21 protein-coding genes are annotated in these 21,463 nt (G+C 64.6%); 4 read left to right on the plus strand and 17 right to left on the minus strand.

Annotated elements, in window-relative coordinates; translation table 11 throughout:
* Positions 1–225 precede the first annotated feature (225 nt).
* Complete coding sequence (locus tag N2K98_RS11665) at positions 226–429, plus strand: cold-shock protein (protein WP_146361532.1); 204 nt, start codon at positions 226–228, stop codon at positions 427–429.
* Positions 430–505: 76 nt separating this feature from the next.
* On the opposite strand, the gene murA is transcribed toward N2K98_RS11665, so the two are convergent.
* The 13 genes from murA to N2K98_RS11730 form a co-directional block, all read right to left on the minus strand.
* The gene (gene murA / locus N2K98_RS11670; protein WP_255865211.1) at positions 506–1,771 is read right to left on the minus strand and encodes a UDP-N-acetylglucosamine 1-carboxyvinyltransferase; all 1,266 of its coding nucleotides are present in this window, start codon (positions 1,769–1,771) and stop codon (positions 506–508) included.
* A 105-nt stretch (positions 1,772–1,876) separates the two neighbouring features.
* Positions 1,877–2,305 (minus strand): DUF2550 domain-containing protein, encoded by a 429-nt coding sequence (locus tag N2K98_RS11675; protein WP_255865210.1) that lies wholly within the window; start codon positions 2,303–2,305, stop codon positions 1,877–1,879.
* Between the two features lie 9 nt (positions 2,306–2,314).
* A complete protein-coding gene (locus tag N2K98_RS11680) occupies positions 2,315–2,608 on the minus strand; it encodes a F0F1 ATP synthase subunit epsilon (protein ID WP_227918261.1) in 294 nt (97 codons plus the stop codon).
* A 5-nt stretch (positions 2,609–2,613) separates the two neighbouring features.
* On the minus strand, positions 2,614–4,077 hold the full coding sequence (gene atpD, locus N2K98_RS11685) for a F0F1 ATP synthase subunit beta (protein WP_255797283.1): 1,464 nt from the start codon (positions 4,075–4,077) through the stop codon (positions 2,614–2,616).
* Positions 4,078–4,154: 77 nt separating this feature from the next.
* Entirely contained in the window at positions 4,155–5,048 is an 894-nt protein-coding gene (locus N2K98_RS11690; protein ID WP_229949496.1) for a F0F1 ATP synthase subunit gamma, read from the minus strand.
* Between the two features lie 99 nt (positions 5,049–5,147).
* Positions 5,148–6,785, minus strand: coding sequence for a F0F1 ATP synthase subunit alpha (atpA, locus tag N2K98_RS11695; RefSeq protein ID WP_255797282.1), 1,638 nt, complete (start codon positions 6,783–6,785; stop codon positions 5,148–5,150).
* 100 nt (positions 6,786–6,885) lie between these two features.
* A complete protein-coding gene (locus N2K98_RS11700) occupies positions 6,886–7,701 on the minus strand; it encodes a F0F1 ATP synthase subunit delta (protein ID WP_255797281.1) in 816 nt (271 codons plus the stop codon).
* Positions 7,701–8,249, minus strand: coding sequence for a F0F1 ATP synthase subunit B (locus N2K98_RS11705; protein ID WP_255797279.1), 549 nt, complete (start codon positions 8,247–8,249; stop codon positions 7,701–7,703). Before N2K98_RS11705 ends, N2K98_RS11700 begins: the two co-directional genes overlap by 1 nt.
* A 44-nt stretch (positions 8,250–8,293) precedes the next feature.
* A complete protein-coding gene (gene atpE, locus N2K98_RS11710; RefSeq protein ID WP_227918267.1) occupies positions 8,294–8,515 on the minus strand; it encodes an ATP synthase F0 subunit C in 222 nt (73 codons plus the stop codon).
* Between the two features lie 72 nt (positions 8,516–8,587).
* Entirely contained in the window at positions 8,588–9,391 is an 804-nt protein-coding gene (atpB, locus tag N2K98_RS11715) for a F0F1 ATP synthase subunit A (protein WP_229949509.1), read from the minus strand.
* A gap of 353 nt (positions 9,392–9,744) precedes the next feature.
* Positions 9,745–10,227, minus strand: coding sequence for a hypothetical protein (locus tag N2K98_RS11720; RefSeq protein WP_255797277.1), 483 nt, complete (start codon positions 10,225–10,227; stop codon positions 9,745–9,747).
* Positions 10,228–10,353: 126 nt separating this feature from the next.
* A complete protein-coding gene (locus N2K98_RS11725) occupies positions 10,354–11,349 on the minus strand; it encodes an MraY family glycosyltransferase (RefSeq protein WP_255865209.1) in 996 nt (331 codons plus the stop codon).
* On the minus strand, positions 11,349–13,280 hold the full coding sequence (locus N2K98_RS11730; RefSeq protein WP_255797274.1) for a polysaccharide biosynthesis protein: 1,932 nt from the start codon (positions 13,278–13,280) through the stop codon (positions 11,349–11,351). Before N2K98_RS11730 ends, N2K98_RS11725 begins: the two co-directional genes overlap by 1 nt.
* Positions 13,281–13,437: 157 nt before the next feature.
* Here N2K98_RS11730 and N2K98_RS11735 point away from each other — a divergent pair, with 157 nt between their 5' ends.
* Genes N2K98_RS11735 through N2K98_RS11745 form a run of 3 tightly spaced genes read left to right on the plus strand, consistent with a single transcriptional unit; the run spans position 13,438 to position 16,302 of the window.
* Entirely contained in the window at positions 13,438–14,337 is a 900-nt protein-coding gene (locus tag N2K98_RS11735; RefSeq protein ID WP_255865208.1) for a glycosyltransferase, read from the plus strand.
* 1 nt (position 14,338) lies between these two features.
* Positions 14,339–15,331, plus strand: a complete 993-nt coding sequence (locus tag N2K98_RS11740) for a glycosyltransferase (protein ID WP_255865207.1) — start codon at positions 14,339–14,341, stop codon at positions 15,329–15,331.
* On the plus strand, positions 15,328–16,302 hold the full coding sequence (locus N2K98_RS11745; RefSeq protein WP_255865206.1) for an NAD-dependent epimerase/dehydratase family protein: 975 nt from the start codon (positions 15,328–15,330) through the stop codon (positions 16,300–16,302). Before N2K98_RS11740 ends, N2K98_RS11745 begins: the two co-directional genes overlap by 4 nt.
* Here the strand turns inward: N2K98_RS11745 and N2K98_RS11750 are convergent.
* The 4 genes from N2K98_RS11750 to rho all read right to left on the minus strand — a co-directional run bounded on the left by N2K98_RS11750 (position 16,299) and on the right by rho (position 21,372).
* Positions 16,299–17,015 carry an L-threonylcarbamoyladenylate synthase gene (locus tag N2K98_RS11750; RefSeq protein WP_255797269.1) on the minus strand — a complete coding sequence of 239 codons (717 nt, stop codon included), beginning with the start codon at positions 17,013–17,015 and terminating at the stop codon, positions 16,299–16,301. The genes N2K98_RS11745 and N2K98_RS11750 overlap by 4 nt on opposite strands.
* Positions 17,012–17,932: a peptide chain release factor N(5)-glutamine methyltransferase gene (prmC, locus tag N2K98_RS11755; RefSeq protein WP_255865205.1), complete on the minus strand. Its 921-nt coding sequence runs from the start codon at positions 17,930–17,932 to the stop codon at positions 17,012–17,014. The genes N2K98_RS11750 and prmC overlap by 4 nt, the downstream gene beginning before the upstream one ends.
* Positions 17,919–18,998 (minus strand): peptide chain release factor 1, encoded by a 1,080-nt coding sequence (gene prfA / locus N2K98_RS11760; protein ID WP_229949524.1) that lies wholly within the window; start codon positions 18,996–18,998, stop codon positions 17,919–17,921. The genes prmC and prfA overlap by 14 nt, the downstream gene beginning before the upstream one ends.
* A 145-nt stretch (positions 18,999–19,143) precedes the next feature.
* Positions 19,144–21,372: a transcription termination factor Rho gene (gene rho / locus N2K98_RS11765; RefSeq protein ID WP_255865204.1), complete on the minus strand. Its 2,229-nt coding sequence runs from the start codon at positions 21,370–21,372 to the stop codon at positions 19,144–19,146.
* Between the last annotated feature and the right edge of the window lie 91 nt (positions 21,373–21,463).

Raw genomic sequence — 21,463 nt, forward strand, 5'->3', positions numbered from 1 at the left:
CGGAAAAAAAGTTCCAAATATTTCGTTTCGACCATTGACCAGACATTTCGGTTATGCAACGCTGTTACCAAGTCTTTGTGTAGGTGTTTTTTCATGCTCGCAAGACCGTTGCGAGTGAGAAGCTCCTCAAGGAACTGCTGAACGGCAAGAACTTGGGCTTTCTTGCTTCAGTAACATATCCGGCACGGACTGTGCAGGTAAGTTCCACATTATGAGGAGAAACAAATGGCTCAGGGTACCGTCAAATGGTTTAACGCCGAAAAGGGCTTCGGCTTCATCACTCCGGACGACTCCGACGGCGACGTCTTCGTTCACTACTCCGAAATCCAGACCAACGGATTCAAGACCCTCGACGAAAACCAGCGCGTTTCCTTCGAGATCGGCCAGGGCGCCAAGGGCCCCCAGGCCACCGGCGTAACCGCCCTCTAAGGTTCCCGCACTTTCTTCGCAGGAAAATAAGGAAAGCCCCCGGCAAATGCCGGGGGCTTTCTAGTTATTGATTCCGCTACCCGCGCCGGCGGACCACGTTCGCACCGAGACCCCGGAGATTCTCCATGAATCTCTCATACCCGCGGTCAATATGGTCCACGCCCCGCACTTCCGTGGTTCCGTCAGCGGCCAGGCCAGCTATGACAAGGGCCGCGCCGGCCCGGATGTCGTTGGCCACCACGGGTGCACCGGAGAGCAGCTCGACGCCCTGGATCAGGGCGTGGTGCCCGTCGAGGCGTACCACCGCTCCGAGCCGCGCCAGTTCGGAAGTGAAGCCCCAGCGCGCTTCGAAAACGTTCTCGGTGACCATGCCCGAGCCGTTTGAGACGGCGTTGAGGGCCACCACGAAGGGCTGCAGGTCGGTCGGGAACCCGGGATACGGCAGTGTGGAGACATTGATGGGCTCCGGACGGGCCGGCCCCTTCACGGTGAAGCCGTCCTCCCCCGTGCTGACTTCACAGCCCGCCTGGGTGAGCTTGTCGAGTACCACGGCCAGCGCCGATGCATCCGCGGAACGCACCTCGATTTCCCCGCCGGTGATCGCTGCGGCGAAGGCCCAGGTGCCGGCGACAATCCGGTCCGGCACCACGCGGTGTTCCACCGGGTGCAGTTCCTGGACTCCGTCGATAACGAGCGTGTTGGTGCCCACGCCGCTGATCTGCGCGCCCATGCCGTTGAGCATGCGGGCAATGTCCGTGATTTCCGGTTCCCGGGCAGCGTTATCGACCACGGTGCGTCCGCGGGCCAGGGTGGCGGCCATCATGAGGTTCTCGGTGGCGCCTACGGAGGGAAAGTCCAGGATATGGTCTGCGCCGTGCAGGCCTTCCGGGACCGAGGCAACCAGGTACCCGTGGTCGATGCCGATCTCGGCGCCCATGAGTTCCAGCCCGGCGCGGTGCATGTCCAGTCCGCGGGAACCGATGGCGTCTCCGCCCGGCAGCGCGACCTCTGCGCGCCGGCAGCGGGCCACCAGCGGTCCCAGCACGGAGATGGAGGCACGCATGGCGCGGACGAGGTCATAGTCCGCCTGGTGGCCCAGCTCCTGCGGGACGTCTACGGCAACGGACGCGGCGTCGACGTCGTAATCCACCGAGCATCCCAGCCGGCGCAGCAGCTCCGCCATGATCCAGACATCCTGGATGTTGGGGACATTCGTGATGACGGATCGGCCCTGCGCAAGCAGCGTCGCCGCCATCAGCTTCAGGACGCTGTTCTTGGCACCCGGGACAGTAACGGCTCCGTGAAGGGTGGACGGGCCGGTAACAACAATGACGTCTTCCATTACTCCATAGTAGGCGGACGGGACAGGCACCCGCGGGCAGCAAAAAAGGCACAGGGACAATTCCCTGTGCCTTCTAAGCAAAGCTTTTTCCTGCCGGCCCGGCGCCTAGCGCCAGGTACCGATGCCGACCACGGGGCCGGCTTCCACCCATGAAGACAAGCCCGTATAGGCCTCGTATTTCATGGCCACCAGGATGATGCTGCCCTGGTAGTTCAAGTTGACGACGACGGCACCGGGCTGGATACGCGCACGCTCGGCTTCAGTGGGCTCCCGCCAGCCGGCCATCTCCAGCGAACTGCGCAGGAAACGGTACGGCGGACGCGGGCTCAGCGAGACCAGGCGCAGCCATTCCAAATGGGTGTCCGTATAACGGCAAACCCCCATCCGCCACCCCGCAGGGGGGAGGCAGATGGAGGCATCGAAGGTCCCCAGGGCGCGCCGCAGCTGGCTGCGGCGCACCCCGAAGAGCACTACTGCAAGGACGAGCAGCCCGAAGAGGGCGGCCAACGCAATGAACACATAGGAGCTGTCCATCGGAAGGAGTCAGCGGGTCCCGGCGGTTGCTTCGTTGGTCACCTTGGCATTGTCCGCCACGATGACCACCCGGTTGTTGTCCACGGAGAAGAATCCGCCGTCGACGCTTACCTCAATGCGGGAACCGGACACCGGTTCGATGGCCAGTCCGCCCTCTGCCAGGATGGCCAGCACCGGTGAGTGCCCGGGAAGGATCCCGATCTCGCCGTCGCTGGTGCGGGCCTTGACCATCTTTGCCGCTCCCGACCACACGAAGTGGTCGGCAGCAACAATCTCAACTTCGAGTTCAGCAGCGTCCGCCATGGGGCTCACTTCCCGGTCTGCTCTTGGATCTTCGCCCACTGACGCTCAACGTCATCCATGCCGCCGACGTTGAAGAATGCCTGCTCGGCAATGTGGTCAACGTCGCCGTCGCAGATGGCCCGGAAGCCTTCGATGGTGTCCTTGATGGAAACCGTCGAACCCTCAACACCGGTGAACTGCTTGGCAGTGTAGGTGTTCTGGGAGAGGAACTGCTGGATGCGGCGTGCACGCGACACGACGATCTTGTCCTCTTCCGAGAGCTCGTCGACGCCGAGGATCGCGATGATGTCCTGCAGTTCCTTGTTCTTCTGGAGGATCTGCTTGACGCGGATGGCCGTGTCGTAGTGCGCCTGGCCGACGTACTGCGGGTCGAGGATACGCGACGTCGAGGTCAGCGGATCCACGGCCGGGTACAGGCCACGGGAAGCGATTTCACGGGAAAGTTCCGTGGTCGCGTCCAGGTGGGCGAACGTGGTGGCCGGGGCCGGGTCGGTGTAGTCATCTGCAGGCACGTAAATGGCCTGCATGGACGTGATCGAGTGGCCCTTGGTGGACGTGATGCGCTCCTGCAGCAGACCCATCTCGTCAGCCAGGTTCGGCTGGTAGCCCACAGCGGAAGGCATGCGGCCGAGAAGGGTGGAAACCTCGGAGCCTGCCTGCGTGAAGCGGAAGATATTGTCGATGAAGAGCAGCACGTCCTGGTTCTGCACATCGCGGAAGTATTCCGCCATGGTCAGAGCGGACAGTGCCACACGGAGGCGCGTTCCCGGCGGCTCATCCATCTGGCCGAATACAAGGGCGGTGTCCTTCAGGACGTTCGCCTCTTCCATTTCAACCCAGAGGTCGTTGCCTTCACGGGTACGCTCGCCGACACCGGCGAATACCGAGGTACCACCGAAGTTGCGGGCAACACGGGTGATCATTTCCTGGATCAGCACGGTCTTGCCGACACCGGCACCGCCGAACAGGCCGATCTTGCCGCCCTTGATGTACGGGGTAAGAAGGTCAATCACCTTGATGCCGGTTTCCAGCATCTCGGTGGAACCCTCAAGGTCCGCGAAGTTCGGAGCCGAACGGTGGATCGGCCAGCGCTCAGAGATCTCCAGCTTGTCTTCGGTAACGTCCAGGGGCTGGCCCAGGACGTTGAAGATGTGGCCCTTGACGCCGTCGCCTACCGGCACGGAGATGGGAGCACCCGTGTCGTACACAGCAGCGCCGCGGACGAGGCCGTCGGTGGCCTGCAGGGAGATGGCACGGACGAGGTTGTCACCCAGGTGCTGGGAGGTCTCGAACGTGATGGTGCGGGTCTGGCCGTCGAGCGTCAGCTCGGTGGTCAGTGCGTTGTAGATGGTGGGGATTGCGTCAGCCGGGAATTCGACGTCGACAACCGGGCCGATGACACGGGCAATACGGCCGGTGGCACCCGAGGCTACGGATTTAGATCCGTGCTCGACAGTTTGGGCAGTCATCTCTCTCACTTCACTCAGTTAGATGGCGTGTGGACTAAGTTTTTTATGCGTTGGAACTTATCTTCGAGCGGGGCAGGCTAGGAGGCGCTGAGCGCGTCCGCACCGGCGACGATCTCGGAAAGTTCCTGGGTGATTTCGGCCTGACGGGCGTTGTTGCGAAGCCGCGTGTACTTCTTGATCAGGTCCGTGGCGTTGTCCCCTGCGGCCTTCATGGCGCGCTGGCGGGCAGCAAGCTCGGAAGCGGCGGCCTGGAGCATGGCTGCGAAGATGCGCGACTCGATGTAGCGCGGCAGCAGTGCGTCCAGGACCTTTTCCGGCTCGGGCTCGTATTCGTAGAGAGGCAGGAACTCAGCGTTTGACTGAGCTTCTTCCTCCACTACCTCCAGCGGCAGCAGTCGGATGACCGCAGGTTCCTGAATAACCATGGACTTGAAGCGCGTGTAGACGATGTGGATTTCGTCCACGCCGCCGTCTTCGTAGGCCGTGTTGAAGTCATCGAGGAGTGCCTTGCCGATTTCACGGGCTGTTTCGAACTCGGGTGCGTCGGTACCGCCGGTCCAGACCCGTTCTACTGAACGGTTCCGGAATTCGTAGTACGCCTGCCCCTTGCGTCCGACAAGGTAGGTCTTAACTTCCTTGCCCTCGTCACGGAGCAATTCATTGAGTGCTTCGCCCTGCTTGAGGACACCGGCGGAGTACGATCCGGCAAGACCGCGGTCGGAGGTCATGATGACCACGGCTGCGCGCCGGATCTGCTCCGGTTCGGTGGTCAGCGGATGATCGATCTCCGACTGGGATGCCACAGCAGAAACGGCACGGGTGATCGCATTGGAGTAAGGCAGTGACGCAGCCACACGGGTGCGCGCCTTTCCAATGCGAGAGGCAGCAATCAGCTCCATCGCCTTGAAGATCTTCTGCATCGACGTGGTCGACGCGATCTTCTGGCGGTAGACCCGAATTTGGGCTCCCATACTCTTCCTTTCAGTTCCTAGCGTTGAAGCTAGGGGCTAAGGCAATGGCCTAAGGTTCCGCTGCCGGACCCAGGGCCCGGCAGCGGAACTTCAAAGCCGCTAGCGCTTCTGCTTGACGATCTTTTCCTGGTCTACGGCGTCCTCGTCCAAGGCGGAGGTAGCTTCGTTGCCGGCGGCGACCATGCGGTCGTCACCTTCGCCGAAGAAACCCTGCTTGAACTTGGTGATGAGGCTCTTCATCTCATCAACCGTGGAATCCTCGAGCTTGTTCGTCTCGGCCAGGACGGTCATGACGGACGAGGAGTGGCGTACGTGTTCCAGGAACTCGGACTCGAAGCGGCGGACGTCCTCTACGGGGACGTCATCCAGGTAGCCGTTGGTGCCCATCCAGATGGAGACAACCTGGTCTTCCACCGGGTACGGGGCGTACTGGCCCTGCTTGAGCAGTTCCATCAGGCGTGCACCGCGGGTCAGCTGCTGGCGCGAAGCGGCATCCAGGTCCGAGGCAAACATGGCGAATGCCTGCATGTCGCGGTACTGGGCCAGTTCCAGCTTCAACGTACCGGAGACCTTCTTCATGGCCTTCTGCTGTGCAGCACCACCGACGCGCGAGACGGAGATACCGACGTCGACGGCGGGGCGCTGGTTGGCGTTGAAGAGGTCCGACTGGAGGAAGATCTGGCCGTCGGTGATGGAAATAACGTTGGTCGGGATGTAGGCCGAGACGTCATTTGCCTTGGTTTCGATGATCGGCAGGCCGGTCATCGAGCCGGCACCGAGCTCGTCGGAGAGCTTGGCGCAACGCTCCAGCAGGCGGGAGTGCAAGTAGAAGACGTCGCCCGGGTAGGCTTCGCGTCCCGGCGGGCGGCGCAGCAGCAGCGACACGGCGCGGTAGGCTTCAGCCTGCTTCGACAGATCATCAAAGATGATCAGGACGTGCTTGCCGCCGTACATCCAGTGCTGGCCGATGGCCGAGCCGGCGTACGGTGCCAGGTACTTGAAGCCGGCGGGGTCGGATGCCGGGGAGGCCACGATCGTGGTGTACTCCATGGCGCCCTTGTCTTCCAGCGTGCGCTTGATTTCAGCGATCGTGGAAGCCTTCTGGCCGATGGCTACGTAGATGCAGCGAACCTGCTTCTGGACGTCGCCGGAATCCCAGTTGGCCTTCTGGTTCAGGATGGTGTCAACGGCAATGGCGGTCTTACCCGTCTTGCGGTCACCGATGATCAGCTGGCGCTGGCCGCGGCCGATCGGGATCATGGCGTCGATTGCCTTGAGGCCGGTCTGAAGCGGCTCGTGAACCGACTTGCGCTGGGTAACGCCCGGTGCCTGGAGTTCCAGTGCACGGCGCGCCTCAGCGGCGATCGGGCCGAGGTCATCCATCGGCTCGCCCAGCGGGTCGACAACGCGGCCCAGGAAGGCGTCGCCTACGGGTACGGACAGGACTTCACCGGTGCGGTGAACTTCCTGGCCTTCTTCAATACCGGCGAAATCGCCAAGTACTACGACACCGATTTCACGGGTGTCAAGGTTCTGGGCGAGGCCCAGCGTGCCGTCCTCAAACCGAAGCAGCTCATTCGCCATAACGGAGGGCAGGCCCTCCACACGGGCAATGCCGTCGCTGGCGGTTGTTACGCGGCCAACTTCAACGCGCTCTGCGTTTCCGGGTTCGTAGGACGCCGCGAATTCGTTCAACGCATTACGGACGTCGTCGGCGTTGATGGTCAATTCGGCCATCTGCAGTCCCTGCTCTCCTATGTTGTGATCATCGCGTAAAAGCCGATGACCGTGATTGGTTCTCAAAAATTCTGACGGCCTTTTGGGGCCATCAAGGTGACTAGACGGCGAGCTTTCGGCGAAGTTCAGTCAGGCGCGTCGTAACGGTGGAATCAACTACTTCATCCCCCACTGTGACACGAATGCCGCCGAGAATCGCCGGGTCCACGTTGACGTTGATCTTCAGCTCGCGGCCATACAGTCCGTTGAGAGAGGACTGCAGACGCTTTTGCTGTTCCTGCGTCAGCGGGCGGCTGGACTGCACTTCTGCAATCCACCGCTGCTGGCGACCGGCTACCAGTTCCATGAAACGGTTGACCAGTGCTGCAGGACGCAGGCCGCGCGGGGCGGTTACTGCCTGCGTGACCAGCACCTTTGCTTCGGCGCCCATGCCCGGTACCAGCTTCTGCGCCAGTACGGACTTGGCCTCGGCCGATGCCTGCGGTTCCTGCAGGGCACGCTGCACCTCGTGGTTGGCTGCAACGGTCTGGTTGAAGCGGAACAAATCGCTTTCCAGTGCTTCAAGGCCGGCCAGGCCGGGACCCTTGTTCTCCGCGACAGCGGAGACAACCGTTGCACCCAGGGTTTCCAGGGCATCGCCCAGGTCACGCGAAGTGCGCCACCGGGACTCCACCAGAGAAGCAACCAGCTGCTCGGCGTCGGCCGAAACCTTGCCGCCGACCAGCTTGGAGACCAGGGCTGCCTTGGCAGAGGCTTCACGAGCCGGATCCGTCAGGGCACGCATGAGTCCAGCGTCGCTGTCCAGCAGGCCCAGAATTCCAAAGAGTTCCTCGGCCAGGGTCAGGGTTGCGCCGGGAAGCTTTGCTTCCAGCTTCTCCTGCGCCGCGGCCAGTGACTCGCTCGATATACCTGCCATTACTGGACCGCACCTGCGTTCTGGGTTTCCAGATCGTCAAGGAAGCGGTCAACCACACGGGCGGCACGAGCATCGTCAGCGAGGGACTCGCCGACGATCTTGCTGGCCAGCTCGGTGGCGAGGGTTCCTACTTCGCTGCGGAGGGAAACGACAGCGGCCTGGCGTTCCGCTTCGATGGCGACGTGGGACTGTTCCATGATGCGGGCGGATTCGGCGCCGGCCTTTGCCTTCAGGTCAGCGAGGATCTGGGCGCCTTCGGCGCGTGCTTCCTCACGGATCCGGTTGGCCTCGGTACGGGCATCGATCAGCTGCTGCTTGTATTCATCCAGAGCCGCGCTGGCTTCAGCCTGTGCGGCTTCGGCCTTCTTGAGTCCGCCTTCGATGGCCTCGGTACGCTCTGCATACGTCTTCTCGAACATCGGGACGACGAACTTGACGACGATGTACATCAGCACGGCGAAGCCAAGCAGTGTTACGAGGATCTCCCAGATGTTTGGGATCAGAGGATTCGCGCCTTCTTCAGCGGCGAGGATTAGTGCCTCGTTCATTTCAATCCGTCCTATCTACTTGGTTAGGAAAATACGCGCTGAAGTTAGAGAACGAACGCGAAAACCAGACCAAGGATAGCCAGTGCTTCGGTCAGCGCCAGGCCCAGGAAGGCGATCGGCTGAAGAACGCGCTGCGCTTCAGGCTGGCGGGCAACGCCGTTGATGTAGGCCGCGAAGACCAGGCCCACGCCGATGGCGCCGCCGATAGCGGACAGGCCGTAGCCGACGAGGTTGATGTTGCCTTCGATATCCAAAACACCAGTCATTTGGTTTTGTTCCTTTCAAGATGCCCATTGGGCAGGTTGCATGGTTCAGGGGGTTCCCCGGTAAGGGGAGGTTTAGTGTTCCTCGGCCAGGGAGCCTTGGATGTAGATCGCGGTCAGCAGGGTAAAGACGTAGGCCTGCAGGACCTGGATCAAAACTTCGAACAGGAACATGGCGACGCCGCCTACCAGGGTGAGCGCACCCAGCGGCTTCAACAGTCCTTCAGCCTCGAGCAGCAGGAACGCGGTTCCGCTGCCGGCAAGCATGATGATGAGGTGACCCGACAGCATGGTCGCGAAGAGTCGCAGGCTGTGCGTGATCGGACGGACCAGGAAGGTGGAGATGATTTCGATCAGCACCACGAGGGGCAGGATGGCCATCGGCACGCCGGACGGGACGGTGGCGAACTTGAAGTAACCCAGACCGTGCTTCCGGATCCCGACGATAATCCAGGTGAAGTAGACAATCGCGGCCAGTGCATAGGCCGTGCCCACGTGCGACGTGGTCGGCAGCTGGGCCAGCGGGATGGTGCCCCACAGGTTGTTGATCAGGATGAAGAAGAACAGCGCGAACAGCAGCGGAGTGAAGGACCGGAAGTCCTTTTCACCGATGATGTCCCGGCCGATCGAGTTGCGGACGAAGTTATAGCTCCATTCGCCCAGGAACTGCAGCCGGCCCGGGACCATCTGGCCCTTGCGGGCTGCGGCTACGAAGAACCACCCGATAAGGATGACGGAAAGGAGGATAAGCAGCATCTGCTTTCCGAATCCTTCACCGCTTTCGGCGCCCCAGGGAAGGATCTCAGGGAGGTGCATGTCTTCGAGGGTAGGTGCGACGAATCCCTCGTCATTGGAGGCGGGAAGCGCAAGCGCGATCAACGCGTTTCCTCTCTGCTGTGTCCATCGTTGGGCATATCATTGGTGGGCACGCATGATGTGCGCCCATTAATTCGGTTTTGTGAAATCAATTCGATTTATCCGTATCCGGCTGTTTTCCGCCCGTGACGGGTCGGTCTGCACCCGAGGTGCGCCTGTGCGCGGAGGCCACATAGTAGCCACTGACCGCGCCCAGAACGATACCGGCCGGTAAAATCCAGCGAGTTCCCAGGAGACTATCCAGGCTCCACCCTATCAAACCCAGGGCGATGATTCCCGCAAGGACATACTGGAGCAGAGCGCGCCGCCGGGAGGACGGTTCCTGGAACGCCGCAGGGCCGGACGAGGGCCGATTCTTAGGCATTTGCGCCTCCTTGGGGACTGGAATCGTCAGCATCGTTGTAAATCAGGTGACGGGTCCTCGAGAAGGCACGGATTTCCGCTGCCTGCCAGAGGACCACGGCGCCAACGGCAGTCAGGGCAAACCATTCCCGGTGCAGCCAAACAGGTGTTCCGAGCCCGAAAAGAATGACGGCAAAACCCACAACCTTTATGGCATAGGTAACCGCGAACATTCCGATGGCTCCGGAGGGATTGCTGCGTCCGACGACGTGGCCGACCAGGAGGCTGATTCCGAAGAATGCGGCAATGAGGAACCAGCCCAGAAGGGAGCTCGCCGCTGCAAACAGGTCCGTCGTGAGAGCCGCCGCGACTGCCGCCAAGACGGCGGCGGAGCCGGTCACGGCAAGGGCCTTCCCGAGGATCCCCAGCCAGGGGGCCTTCGTTGGCCCGGAGGGGGTCAGGTATCCGCCGGGGCGGGTACCGTCTGCGGATCTCATGGTGGAGGCAATCTTCCTTGCTGGTTTTGCTGGAGCCGGAGGGCTTCGTGACGGGGCGGGCTACCGCGACCCTTGAATTCTACAGTACATAGAAGACGTCCCCGGCAGGGCGTGCGCCGGCCCTGGTCAGGCCACCGTCCGCCGGGCGAACAGGCGCGGCGAGGCGAGGTAGAAGGCCAGGACCGCGACGGCGAAGAGGACCCCGGCTACCGTCGCACCGGTACCGGCACCGGCGGTGAGCAGCCCCGTAACTCCGACGGCCAGGGTGCAGCCGGTGACAATCAGCGACACCTGGACGTGGCTCAGGCCGGTGTCGGTCAGCCGCTGGTAGACGTGTTGGCGGTGCGCCGAGTACCACCGCTCCCCGCGGCGCATGCGGCGCAGGAGAGTGGTGAAGGTGTCCGCCAGATAGATAACGATCGGGAACAGGAGGTACTCCACGTAGACACCGGCCAGGAACGCGGCAACGGCAATACCGGCAATTGATGACCCCAGCAGGTAGCTGCCCACGTCTCCCAGGAAGACCTGTCCCCTGCCCAGGTTCCAGGGCAGGAAGGCGGCGAACGCCGCGGCCACCACTGCTCCGGTCACGGTCAGCCAGAGGTGGTCCGACAGCACGCCGCTGACGGAGTACAGGGCCCCCACGACCAGCCCGTGCAGCCCGGAGATTCCGTTGATGCCGTCCATGAAGTTGGCGACGTTGATGTAGGCGGCGATTGCAAGGCCGCCGACGGGGACCCACCACCAGCTCTGCTCCATGGTCCAGGCCAGGCCGGCCGTTCCAAGCAGGCCGATGGCCAGCTGGGTAGCCGCCCGCGTCCGGACGGAGACACCGCGCCAGTCCTCGATCCAGCCCAGCAGGGATGCCGCGCCGATCACGGCAATCAAGATGGCAAGCACGGAACGGTCAACGGCCACCAGGCCTGTCACCAGCGCCAGCAGGAGGCCGGCCAGGACGCCGGCGGCAGTGGTCCCGCCCACCCCGCGGATGACAGCCTTGGTATGCGAGGACCGCTCATTGGGGATGTCCAGGACACCCAGCCGGCGCAGAACGGGGATAAAAAGGAAGGGCAGCAGCAGGCTCGACAGGAAAGCCGCGGCGACGCACAGCGCCAGCAGCATCAGCCGGTCCGCCGTTCACTGTAGGGTTCCCCGGACTCATTCGCGGCGTCACCGGGGGCGCCGGGATGGCGGGCACCCGGAATCCGCACTATCTCGCCGGCGTCGGTTGCGGCCCCGTCCGTCGGCACGCTGCCGGGTTCGATCCCGCAGCGCCGCAGCCAGTCGGCCAGGTCCAGCTCATCGGGATCCAGCACGGCAACCGCGGCGTGGGATATCTTCGGATGCAGGGGACGGGAGTCCTCTTCTCCGGTGCCAACAAGGATCTCGTGCAGCTTTTCGCCCTGGCGCAGTCCGGTGAAGACAATTTCGATGTCCTTGCCGGACATCGCGATCATGCGGCGGGCGACGTCGAGGATCTTCACGGGCTCACCCATGTCCAGGATCATCACCTCTCCCCCGCGGCCGATTGCACCGGCCTGGATCACCAGCTGGCAGGCCTCGGGGATTGTCATGAAGAACCGGGTCACCTCCGGGTCGGTCACGGTGACCGGTCCCCCCTGCCGGATCTGTTCGCTGAAGAGCGGCAACATGGATCCCCGGCTGCCGATCACATTGCCGAAGCGCACGGAGACATACTGCTCGCCGGTGGCGCGGGCCATCCAGGCAGTCAGCTTTTCGGCCACGCGCTTGGAATGGCCGAGGACGGTGGTGGGGTTGGCTGCCTTGTCGGTGGAGATGTTCACGAAGTGGCGCACGTTCGCCTTGCGGGCTGCAGCCAGCACGTTCGCGGTGCCGATGATATTGGTCTTCCAGGCTTCCTGCGGGTACTGCTCGAGCAGGGAAACATGCTTCAGGGCTGCGGCGTGGAAAACGACGTCGGGGCGGCGTTCGCGGAAAATGCGGTCCAGCGCTTCGGGGTCGCGGATGTCCGCCAGGACCGTGTCCGGGCCGTCGAGCAGGCCGCGGCCGGTGATGGAAAGCTGGGTCAGCTGCAGGCCGGTCTCGTCCCGGTCCACCATGATCAGTTCGCCGGGATTGAAGGCGGTGATCTGGCGGCAGAGTTCGGAGCCGATGGAACCGCCTGCCCCCGTGACCAGGACCTTCTTCCCGGACAGGTAGCCGGCGACTTCGTCCACATGGATGTCGACCGGCCTGCGCCCGATGAGGTCTTCGACTGCCACATCGCGGAAATCGCCCAGGCCGGCGCCGTCACCCTTCGAGAGCATGTCCTTGAGCGGCGGAAGCACCAGGACGCGCAGGTCCAGGCCTTCGGCGAGATCCGAAATCTCTCGAACCTGCTTCGCTTCCACATCGGCAATGGCCACGACCAGCACCGTGGCGCGGGTCCGCTGCACCAGTTCGGGAAGGTCTACGAGTTTGCCGAGCACCGGAACAGTGGCCAGCCTCAGGTGCTTCTTGGCCGGATCGTCGTCGACCAGGCCAACCGGGTAGTACGGCGACTCCGGATCCTTCATCATCCGTGACACCAGGGAACCGCCAAGGAAACCCGCGCCGTACACGAGGGCACGCTGGGCTTCCTCGCCGGGCCGCGCCTTGCTCTCCACGTACATCCGCTTGAGGTACCGGATTGCCGCCATGAACAGGCAGGCGAAGGGGAAGGCGATCATTCCGGTGCTGCGCGGGATATCTATCACTAGCCCGAACAAGGCGCTTGCGAGGACCAGGATGGCGGAGACAATGAGCGTCACCACCGCGAGCAGCCGCATCTCGTGGAAACTGCCGAAGCTGTAGCGTCCGCGGTAGAGGGCAAACGAATAGCCGACTATCAGCTGGGTAAGGACCGCCACGCCGCAGAAGACGGCCAGGCCGCCCGGGTTGATCTGCTCAACCGTGAGTTCGTAGCGCAGCACCAGCGCGAGGCCGATGGACACGATCCAGGCCAGGGAGTCCAGCATGTACTGCGACCAGAGCCACAGGACGGGCTTTTCCTCCCTGGGAACGCGACTGTTGTCCGTAGGTTTTTGCCTCATGGTCCTCAACGGGTAGGTACCCGGCTTTCTTCTCGGTGATGCGAAGAGCTGGCGGAAGAATCCGGTGTAATAGACTGGAATCTATTCAGCATACTAACTGCACACCCTCTCCGGTTTCGGTTTTGGCCGATCCCCCGGGTTGCCTGAAAGGACCATCTTGCCGGACTCCGTGGCCGTAGCAGCAGTGACCTTCGACCGTCCCGACGACGTGAAGATCCTACTGGAGGCACTGGCCGCGCAGAGCGGCAACATCACGTCCGTGGCGCTGGTGGACTCCGGCAAGAGCCCGGTGTCGGATATCGCTGAAGCCTCATCGGCGCCGGTCAATTACATCCGGTCAAACACCAATCTTGGCGGAGCCGGCGGATTTTCGCTCGCCATCCTTTCAGCCATGGCGTCCGGAGCCGAGTGGATCTGGATCATGGACGACGACGCCCATCCCGAGGATCCCGAATGTGTCGCCACCCTGTTGGCTGCAGCGAAGGAACGCGGCCTCGACGTCGTCCTGCCGCTCGTGGTCGCCCCGGGGGCGCCGGACACGCTGTCCTTCCACTTCCGCCTGGACGGGAAGCTCACCCACGACCGGGCCGAAGTGGCTGCCCGCGGGTTCCTGCCCAATGTGGGGCATTTCTTCAACGGCGCCCTGATCCGGGCCGATGTGTTCTACCGGGTGGGACTGCCGGACCTCCGCCTGTTCATCCGCGGCGACGAGACGGACTTCATGATCCGGCTGCGCAGGGCGGGCATCGAATTCGGCACGGTCACCACGGTGGCCCTGACCCACCCGGCGGCCTGGGCCGAAGTGCAGCCCGTCCTGGGTGACCGGATGCACGTCCTGGTTCCCGAGACGCCGTTCAAGCAGTTCTACTTCTACCGCAACCGGGGCCACCTCACCCGCCGCTACACAAGGGTGAAGTCCTTCGTAGCCGACGCCGTGGGCTACCCCATCCACTTCGCTCGAACCCGGGATCCCCGCGGCTTCGCCAACTGGCTGCGCGCCTACGCGGCAGGCATCGGCGGGCGCCGCTTCGGTCCGCCGTCGGACTTCGGGTTCTGACATGGACGTCGTCCAGGAACCGGCCCCGCTGACGATCGTCATCACGACGTTCAACCGCTCCAGCTACCTCACCGCCCTGCTGGAGAGCGTCAAGCGGCTCGACCCCGCACCTGCGGCGGTTGTCGTGGTGGACAATGCCAGCACCGATGAGACGCCCGAGGTTCTGGAAGCGGCCCGCGCCGGGTTCCCCGTCCCGCTGGCCGTCCTGCGGCTGGAGGCCAACACCGGCGGGGCCGGCGGGTTTGCCGCCGGTGTCGAAGCTGCCCTGGACTCCGGCGCGCAGTGGCTGTGGCTGATGGACGACGACGTCGAGGTCCTCCCGGGTGCCGTGGCTGCGCTGCGCAAGTGGACCGGCAGTTACGACTGCATCCACGGCCGGCGGTTCGATGCCGGCGGGGCACCGTTCTTCTGGCAGCACCGCTTCGTCCCCTTTCTGGGCGTCCATCTGCCGGTGCCGGGCAACGTTTTCCGCGATTCCCCTGTTTTCGACACCAACGTGGGCTGCTTCGAGGGAATGCTGATCAGCGCGGATCAGGTGCGCCGGATAGGCCTGCCGGATGCCCGCTACTTCATCAACGGCGACGATGTAGTTTACGGCTGGCTTGCCTCCCTGGACCGGCCGGTGGCCTACGTCAACGACTTCGTCATCCGCAAGGTCCGGGTGCAGAGACAGATCGACCTCGGCATCCGGCACCTGAACGATTCCAGCGACCTTGGCCGCTTCACCGCCATGCGCAACCGCGGCCATACAGCCCGGTACCTGCAGGTCCACGGCCGGTATCACCGGTACGGATTCGGTCTGGGAACTTTCCTGACCGCCGGGAAGGAACTGCTCAGGCTGGTTGCCGTAGAACATTCACTTCGGGGTGCCGGGCGTCTCTGGGCCGGCTGGCGCGGTGCCCGACGCATCCTCCGGGACCAGACCTGGTCCCCGATGGCTCCGCTGTCCGCGTCCGGGCAGCCCTCACCGGAAACACGAAAGCAGCAGGTTTGAGCACTCCTTCTCCCGGCCCCGCCCCTTCCTCCGGCACACCCTCGGTGTGGGCGGTCCTCGGCGGCACCGGCTTCATCGGTTCGGCCGTCCGCTCCGCCCTGGCTGCGCGCGGGGTCGAGATCCGGGCCGTGTCCGCTCCCCGGCTGCGTACCGATGCTGCGGACGTAGCCGGTTTGCTGAAAGAGGCCGCAGCGCTGGACTCGGAACGCCGCCGGCTGGCCGACGCCTTCGCGGGGGTCGACGTGGTGGTTAATGCTGCCGGACTGGCGACGCCGGGAGCAGCGGACTCCCCCGAACTCCGGGGTGCGAACTCGCTGCTGCCTGCGTTGGTCGCCGATGCCGCGGACGCCGCCGGTGTCCGCCGGTTCGTACACCTGAGCAGCGCCGCGGTGCAGGGGCACCGTCCGTTCCTGGACGAAAGCCCGCACGTGGAACCCTTTTCGGCCTACTCCCGTTCCAAGGCGCTCGGCGAACAGGTCCTGTCCGCCCGGCACGGCGGGTCCTGCAGCGTTTCCACGGTGCGCGCCACCTCGGTCCAGGGACCGGGCCGGGCGACGACGGCTAAGCTAAGCCGGCTCGCGGCCTCGCCGCTGGCATCCGTCGCCGGGCCCGGAACCGCGCCCAGCCCGGTAAGTTCAGTAGATTCACTGGTCGACTTCGTCCTGCGGGTAGGTTCACACACCGGCCCGGTTCCTGCAGTGGTGCTGCAGCCCTGGGAACAGGCGTCGGTGTCCTCCGTGCTTGAAGCAGCGGGCGGCCGGCGGCCGGCACGTCTGCCGGTCTGGTTCTGCCGCACGGCGCTGCGGTCCGGCTATGCGCTCTCCTCGCTGGCCGGGGAGCGGCTGCACGGGGCACTGCGCCGGGTGGAGATGATGTGGTTCGGGCAGCGCCAGGAGCCCGGCTGGGCCGAGGCCACGGGCAACGTCCCGGAACCCCGCGTCCGCGAGGTCCTGGCAGCCTCCCGGAACTAAACCGGCTTCTGGTCTTTGGCGAGGGAAGGTGCGGTGCCGCCGGGTGCGGGTTCTTCGCCCAGATCCAGGATTCCCGGAACGACTTCGCGCAGGGCGGCAGTACTGATCGCACCGCTGCGCACCACCCGCATCGGTTCGCTGGTGGCGTCCACAATCGTCGAGGGCACTCCGTCGCTGCCGGCCACCGGACGGTGTCCGGCTTCCAGATAGACCTCCACGGATTCGCCCAGCTGTTCGCGTGCCTGCGCCGCGGTCTGTCCTGCAGGGGATCCGGTGCGGTTGGCCGAGGACACGGCCAGCGGCCCGGTGACGGCCAGCAGGTCCAGGGCAACCCTGTCATCGGGCATCCGCAGCGCCACCGTTCCCATGGTGTCGCCCAGGTCCCAGCTCAGGGACGGCTGGGCGTGGAAGATCAGTGTCAGCCCGCCCGGCCAGAACGTACGGGCCAGGCTGCGGGCGTCCTCGGAAATATCCGTGGCGAGGCCGTCCATGGTCTGCAGGCGCGGGATCAGCACGGGCGGGGGCATGCTCCGGCCGCGCCCCTTGGCTGCGAGCAGGGTAGCCACTCCCTGCGGGGAAAAAGCGTCGGCACCGATTCCGTATACGGTGTCGGTGGGAAGCACCACGCAGGATTTGGCGGCTATGGCGCGCTGGGCTGCCGCCAGGCCCTCGCTGAGTTCGTCGGGATTACTGCAGTCATAACTGGTGCTCACGTCTTCATTCTTTCACTAGGGCGCGTCTTCGGTGCGGGCCGACGGACGGCCGACGTCGCCCGCGGGCGGTCATTGAGGTCACGGTGGGACTGGACATCGGTCCAGGCCGGATCGTCGGCCAGCAGCCGGGCAATGGCCGGCGCCTGCACTTCGGCATGTTCCATCACGAAGTAGCCGCCTTCGGTAAGCAGCCGTGCCGCGGTCCGTGCCGCGGCCATCGGCAGTTCCAGGCCGTCCGCTCCCCCGCCGTACAGTGCCATGGCCGGATCATGCTCGGCGGCCTCGGGTTCGTTCGGGACGGCTTCGGCAGGGATGTACGGCGGGTTGGACACCACCACATCGAAGCTGGATTCGTGGCCGGGCAGGGCGGTCCGCAGGTCTTCCAGGACCAGGTGGACGCCCAGCGGAGCCAGGTTCCGTTCCGCCCAGGCGAAGGCGAGGGGGCTTAGTTCGACGGCGTGCACCTCGGCTGCGGGAACCTCGGATGCCACCGCAGCCGCGATGGCGCCGGAGCCGGTGCCGAGGTCCACGACCTTGGCCGGACCGGCCCGGCGCGCCGCATCGATTGCCAGCTGCGCCACCGTTTCGGTTTCCGGCCGCGGCACGAAGACCCCGGGACCGACCGAAAGCTCGAGGTACCGGAAATGCGCCTTTCCCGTCAGGTGCTGCAACGGCACCCGCGCGGCGCGTTCGGACACCAGTGCGGCGTAGCCCTGAGGTGCCGGCACATCGGTGAAGGCCAGCGCCCGGATCCGGCCGGGGGTTTCTCCCAGCAGGTGCGCCGCCAGCAGTTCAGCGTCCACCCGCGGGGACGGCACCCCGGCGGCGGCGAGTTCCGCCGTCGCACGACGCAGCGCCTCGGCAAGGGTGCCGCCGGCACCGGACGCGGAGCCGGTGAGGCTATTAGCTTTCGTCACCGATGGCGTCCAGCCGTGCCTGCTCGTCCATTTCAATGGCGGCCTGCACCACTGCTTCAAGCTCGCCGTTCAGCACGGTGTCCAGGTTGTAGGCCTTGTAGCCGGTGCGGTGGTCCACAATCCGGTTTTCCGGGTAGTTGTAGGTCCGGATCCGTTCCGAACGGTCCATGGTGCGGATCTGCGACTTCCGGATGTCGGAGTTCGCGGCGTCGATCTTCTCCTGCTCGTGCGCCAGGATGCGGGAGCGCAGCACGCGCATGGCCGCTTCGCGGTTCTGCAGCTGCGACTTTTCGTTCTGCATGGCCACCACAATGCCGGTGGGCAGGTGGGTGATGCGTACAGCCGAGTCGGTGGTGTTCACCGACTGTCCGCCGGGACCGGAGGAACGGTAGACGTCGATCTTGAGGTCGTTCTGGCTGATTGCGACCTCTTCGGGCTCGTCCACTTCGGGCAGCACCAGGACGCCGGCAGCCGAAGTGTGGATCCGGCCCTGGGACTCGGTGACGGGAACTCGCTGCACGCGGTGCACGCCGCCCTCGTACTTCAGGCGGGCGTACACGCCTTCGGCAGGATCGTTGGAGTTGCCTTTGATGGCCATGGCAACGTCCTTGTAGCCGCCCAGGTCCGACTCGGTGGCGGAGATGATTTCCGTACGCCAGCCGCGGTGCTCCGCATAGCGGGTGTACATGCGCAGCAGGTCCCCGGCGAATAGGGCCGCTTCGTCGCCGCCTTCGCCGCCCTTGACCTCAATGATGACGTCACGTCCGTCATTGGGGTCACGCGGGATCAGCAGGCGGCGCAGCTTCTCCTGCGCATCCTCCAGCTGCTCCTTGAGCACGGGCACCTCGGCGGCGAATTCCGGATCCTCATCCGCCATTTCGGCAGCGGCGGCAAGGTCATCCTCGAGTCCGTGCCAGCGGTTGTAGGCGTCCACAATCCGGCTCAGTTCGGCGTAGCGCCGTCCCAGCCGGCGGGCCAGGCCCTGGTCCGCGTGCACTGCCGGGTCGGACAGGCGCAGCTGGAGTTCAGCGTGCTCATCCAACAGGCCCTGAATGGACTCAAACATGTTTTAGATTCCTCTTTCGGCTGTGTTTCCCACAGGGAAGTTTATCGGTTCGCGCGCCCGTCGGTCCCCAGGCGTTAACGCACGAGCCGCCCAGGCTCCCTGCCCGCTGTTCAGCGGGAGGGAGCATGAGCGGCTCGTAAGGCAGCTAGTTGTCCTTGGTGCCCAGGGTGGTCTGCTGGACCTGCATCAGGAACTCGACGTTGGACTGCGTCTCCCGGATCTTTCCGGTGAGCAGTTCCAGCGCCTGCTGGGTGTCCAGGCCGGACAGGACCCGGCGCAGCTTCCACATGATCTTGACTTCATCCGGGGAGAGCAGGTTCTCTTCGCGGCGGGTACCCGACGCGTTGACATCCACGGCGGGGAAGATGCGCTTGTCCGCAAGGTTGCGGGACAGGCGCAGCTCCATGTTGCCGGTGCCCTTGAATTCCTCGAAGATGACCTCGTCCATCTTGGACCCGGTCTCCACCAGGGCCGTAGCCAGGATGGTCAGCGAGCCGCCGTTTTCGATGTTGCGGGCAGCACCGAAGAAACGCTTGGGCGGGTACAGGGCGGACGAATCCACACCGCCGGAGAGGATACGGCCCGACGCCGGAGCGGCCAGGTTGTAGGCACGTCCCAGGCGGGTCATGGAGTCAAGCAGCACCACGACGTCGTTGCCCATTTCCACCAGGCGCTTGGCGCGCTCGATGGCGAGTTCAGCGACGGTGGTGTGGTCATCGGCGGGGCGGTCGAAGGTGGAGGCAATGACCTCGCCCTTGACCGTGCGCTGCATGTCCGTAACTTCTTCGGGACGCTCGTCCACGAGGACCATCATGAGGTGGACCTCAGGATTGTTGATCGTGATCGCGTTGGCAATTGCCTGCAGGATCAGCGTCTTTCCGGCCTTCGGCGGGGAAACGATGAGGCCGCGCTGGCCCTTGCCGATCGGTGCCACGAGGTCAATGACACGCGGGCCGATCACCTTGGCGGACGTCTCCAGGCGCAGGCGCTCGGAGGGGTACAGCGGAACCAGCTTGGAGAACTCCACGCGGTCCTTGTTGTCCTCGGCGGGCTTGCCGTTGACGGAGGTGAGGCGGACCAGTGCGTTGAACTTCTGGCGCTGGTTTCCGCCCTGGTTTTCGCCTTCACGCGGGGCGCGGATGGCGCCGACGACGGCGTCGCCCTTGCGCAGGTTGTACTTCTTCACCTGGGCGAGGGAAACGTAGACATCGTTCGGGCCCGGCAGGTAACCGGAAGTCCGTACGAAGGCGTAGTTTTCCAGGACGTCGAGGATGCCGGCTACGGGCAGCAGGACGTCGTCTTCGGTGACCTCGACGTCGTCGACCTCGGGGTTCTGGTTGCGGTTGCGGCGGCGCTCGTTGCGGTCGCGGAAACGATCGTTCCGGTCACCGCGGTCGTTGCGGTCATTACGCTCGTTGCGGTTCCGGTTGCGGCGGTTGCGCCCGCGCCCGTTCTCGTCGCTGTCGTCGCGGTTGTTGTCGCGGTCGCGGTTGTTCTCGCGGTTGCCGCCGTTGTCGCGGTTGTTGTCGCGGTCCCGGTTGTTCTCGCGGTTGCCGCCGTTGTCGCGGTTATTGTCGCGGTTATTGTCGCGGTCCCGGTTGCCGCCGTTGTCGCGGTCCGAACGGTTGCGGTCACGGCGCTCACGGCGTTCGCCGCGCTCGTCGTCGCCCTGGGTCCGGGTCTCGGCGCCGTTGGCAACGCCGTTGCTGGAAGCAGCACCGTTGTTGTTGGCAGCACCGTTGTTGTTGGCAGCACCGTTGCTGGAGGCGTCCTCTGCAGGTGCCTCGGTGGAAGCGTTACTGACCGTGCCGTTGGACTCGTTGGAGTCGCTGCGGCGGTTGCGGCTGCGGCGGTTGCCGCGCTCGCGCTGGCCCTCTTCGCGTCCGTTGTCTTCGCGTGCCTCGCGGTTCCGGGCGGGAGCCGTCTCTGCTTCGGGCGAGGCGGCGGGTGCCGGTGCCTCGGCCGCTGCAGTTTCCGCGGGAGCGGAAGTGACGACGCCGTCACTGGCTGCACGCCGGTTGCGGTTACGGGTACGCGTCGGGCGGGTCGTTTCGGCCTCGCCGGTCTGCTCCGCGGGTGCTGCTGCCGCCTTCTCGGGCGCCGAAGCACCCTTGGCTGCGTCGTCGCCTGCCTCGCCGCGGGAACCGCGGACCGGCCGGTCGGCTACTGCGCCCCCGCGCTGGTGGTTGGAGATGGCTGTAACCAGATCTCCCTTACGCATGCGGGAACCGCCGGTGATGCCGAGCTGGCCGGCAAGCGCCTGGAGCTGCGCGAGCTTAAGGCCTGCAAGGCCTGCGCTCTTTGATGCGTTCTCGCCGGTTGAACCGGCGGATGCTGAATCCACGCCTGCAGTCAGGCTAGTGGTATCTGTCACGAAGGATCCTTCCCCCTCGTCGGGCGGTCCGGCGCAATGCCGGCCGCGGTGATTGGCCCTGGTCCCAAAATCAGACATTGGGTCAGGGTTC

It is taken from the genome of Arthrobacter jinronghuae, from assembly GCF_025244825.1.
In the GTDB taxonomy this organism is placed as follows: domain Bacteria; phylum Actinomycetota; class Actinomycetes; order Actinomycetales; family Micrococcaceae; genus Arthrobacter_B; species Arthrobacter_B jinronghuae.

Coding starts and splice junctions, on each gene's coding strand:
- N2K98_RS11665 (WP_146361532.1), top strand. CDS start 226: ATGGCTCAGGGTACCGTCAAATGGTTTAACGCCGAAAAGGGCTTCGGC.
- murA (WP_255865211.1), bottom strand. CDS start 1,771: ATGGAAGACGTCATTGTTGTTACCGGCCCGTCCACCCTTCACGGAGCC.
- N2K98_RS11675 (WP_255865210.1), bottom strand. CDS start 2,305: ATGGACAGCTCCTATGTGTTCATTGCGTTGGCCGCCCTCTTCGGGCTG.
- N2K98_RS11680 (WP_227918261.1), bottom strand. CDS start 2,608: ATGGCGGACGCTGCTGAACTCGAAGTTGAGATTGTTGCTGCCGACCAC.
- atpD (WP_255797283.1), bottom strand. CDS start 4,077: ATGACTGCCCAAACTGTCGAGCACGGATCTAAATCCGTAGCCTCGGGT.
- N2K98_RS11690 (WP_229949496.1), bottom strand. CDS start 5,048: ATGGGAGCCCAAATTCGGGTCTACCGCCAGAAGATCGCGTCGACCACG.
- atpA (WP_255797282.1), bottom strand. CDS start 6,785: ATGGCCGAATTGACCATCAACGCCGACGACGTCCGTAATGCGTTGAAC.
- N2K98_RS11700 (WP_255797281.1), bottom strand. CDS start 7,701: ATGGCAGGTATATCGAGCGAGTCACTGGCCGCGGCGCAGGAGAAGCTG.
- N2K98_RS11705 (WP_255797279.1), bottom strand. CDS start 8,249: ATGAACGAGGCACTAATCCTCGCCGCTGAAGAAGGCGCGAATCCTCTG.
- atpE (WP_227918267.1), bottom strand. CDS start 8,515: ATGACTGGTGTTTTGGATATCGAAGGCAACATCAACCTCGTCGGCTAC.
- N2K98_RS11720 (WP_255797277.1), bottom strand. CDS start 10,227: ATGAGATCCGCAGACGGTACCCGCCCCGGCGGATACCTGACCCCCTCC.
- N2K98_RS11725 (WP_255865209.1), bottom strand. CDS start 11,349: ATGCTGCTGGCGCTGTGCGTCGCCGCGGCTTTCCTGTCGAGCCTGCTG.
- N2K98_RS11730 (WP_255797274.1), bottom strand. CDS start 13,280: ATGAGGCAAAAACCTACGGACAACAGTCGCGTTCCCAGGGAGGAAAAG.
- N2K98_RS11740 (WP_255865207.1), top strand. CDS start 14,339: ATGGACGTCGTCCAGGAACCGGCCCCGCTGACGATCGTCATCACGACG.
- prfA (WP_229949524.1), bottom strand. CDS start 18,998: ATGTTTGAGTCCATTCAGGGCCTGTTGGATGAGCACGCTGAACTCCAG.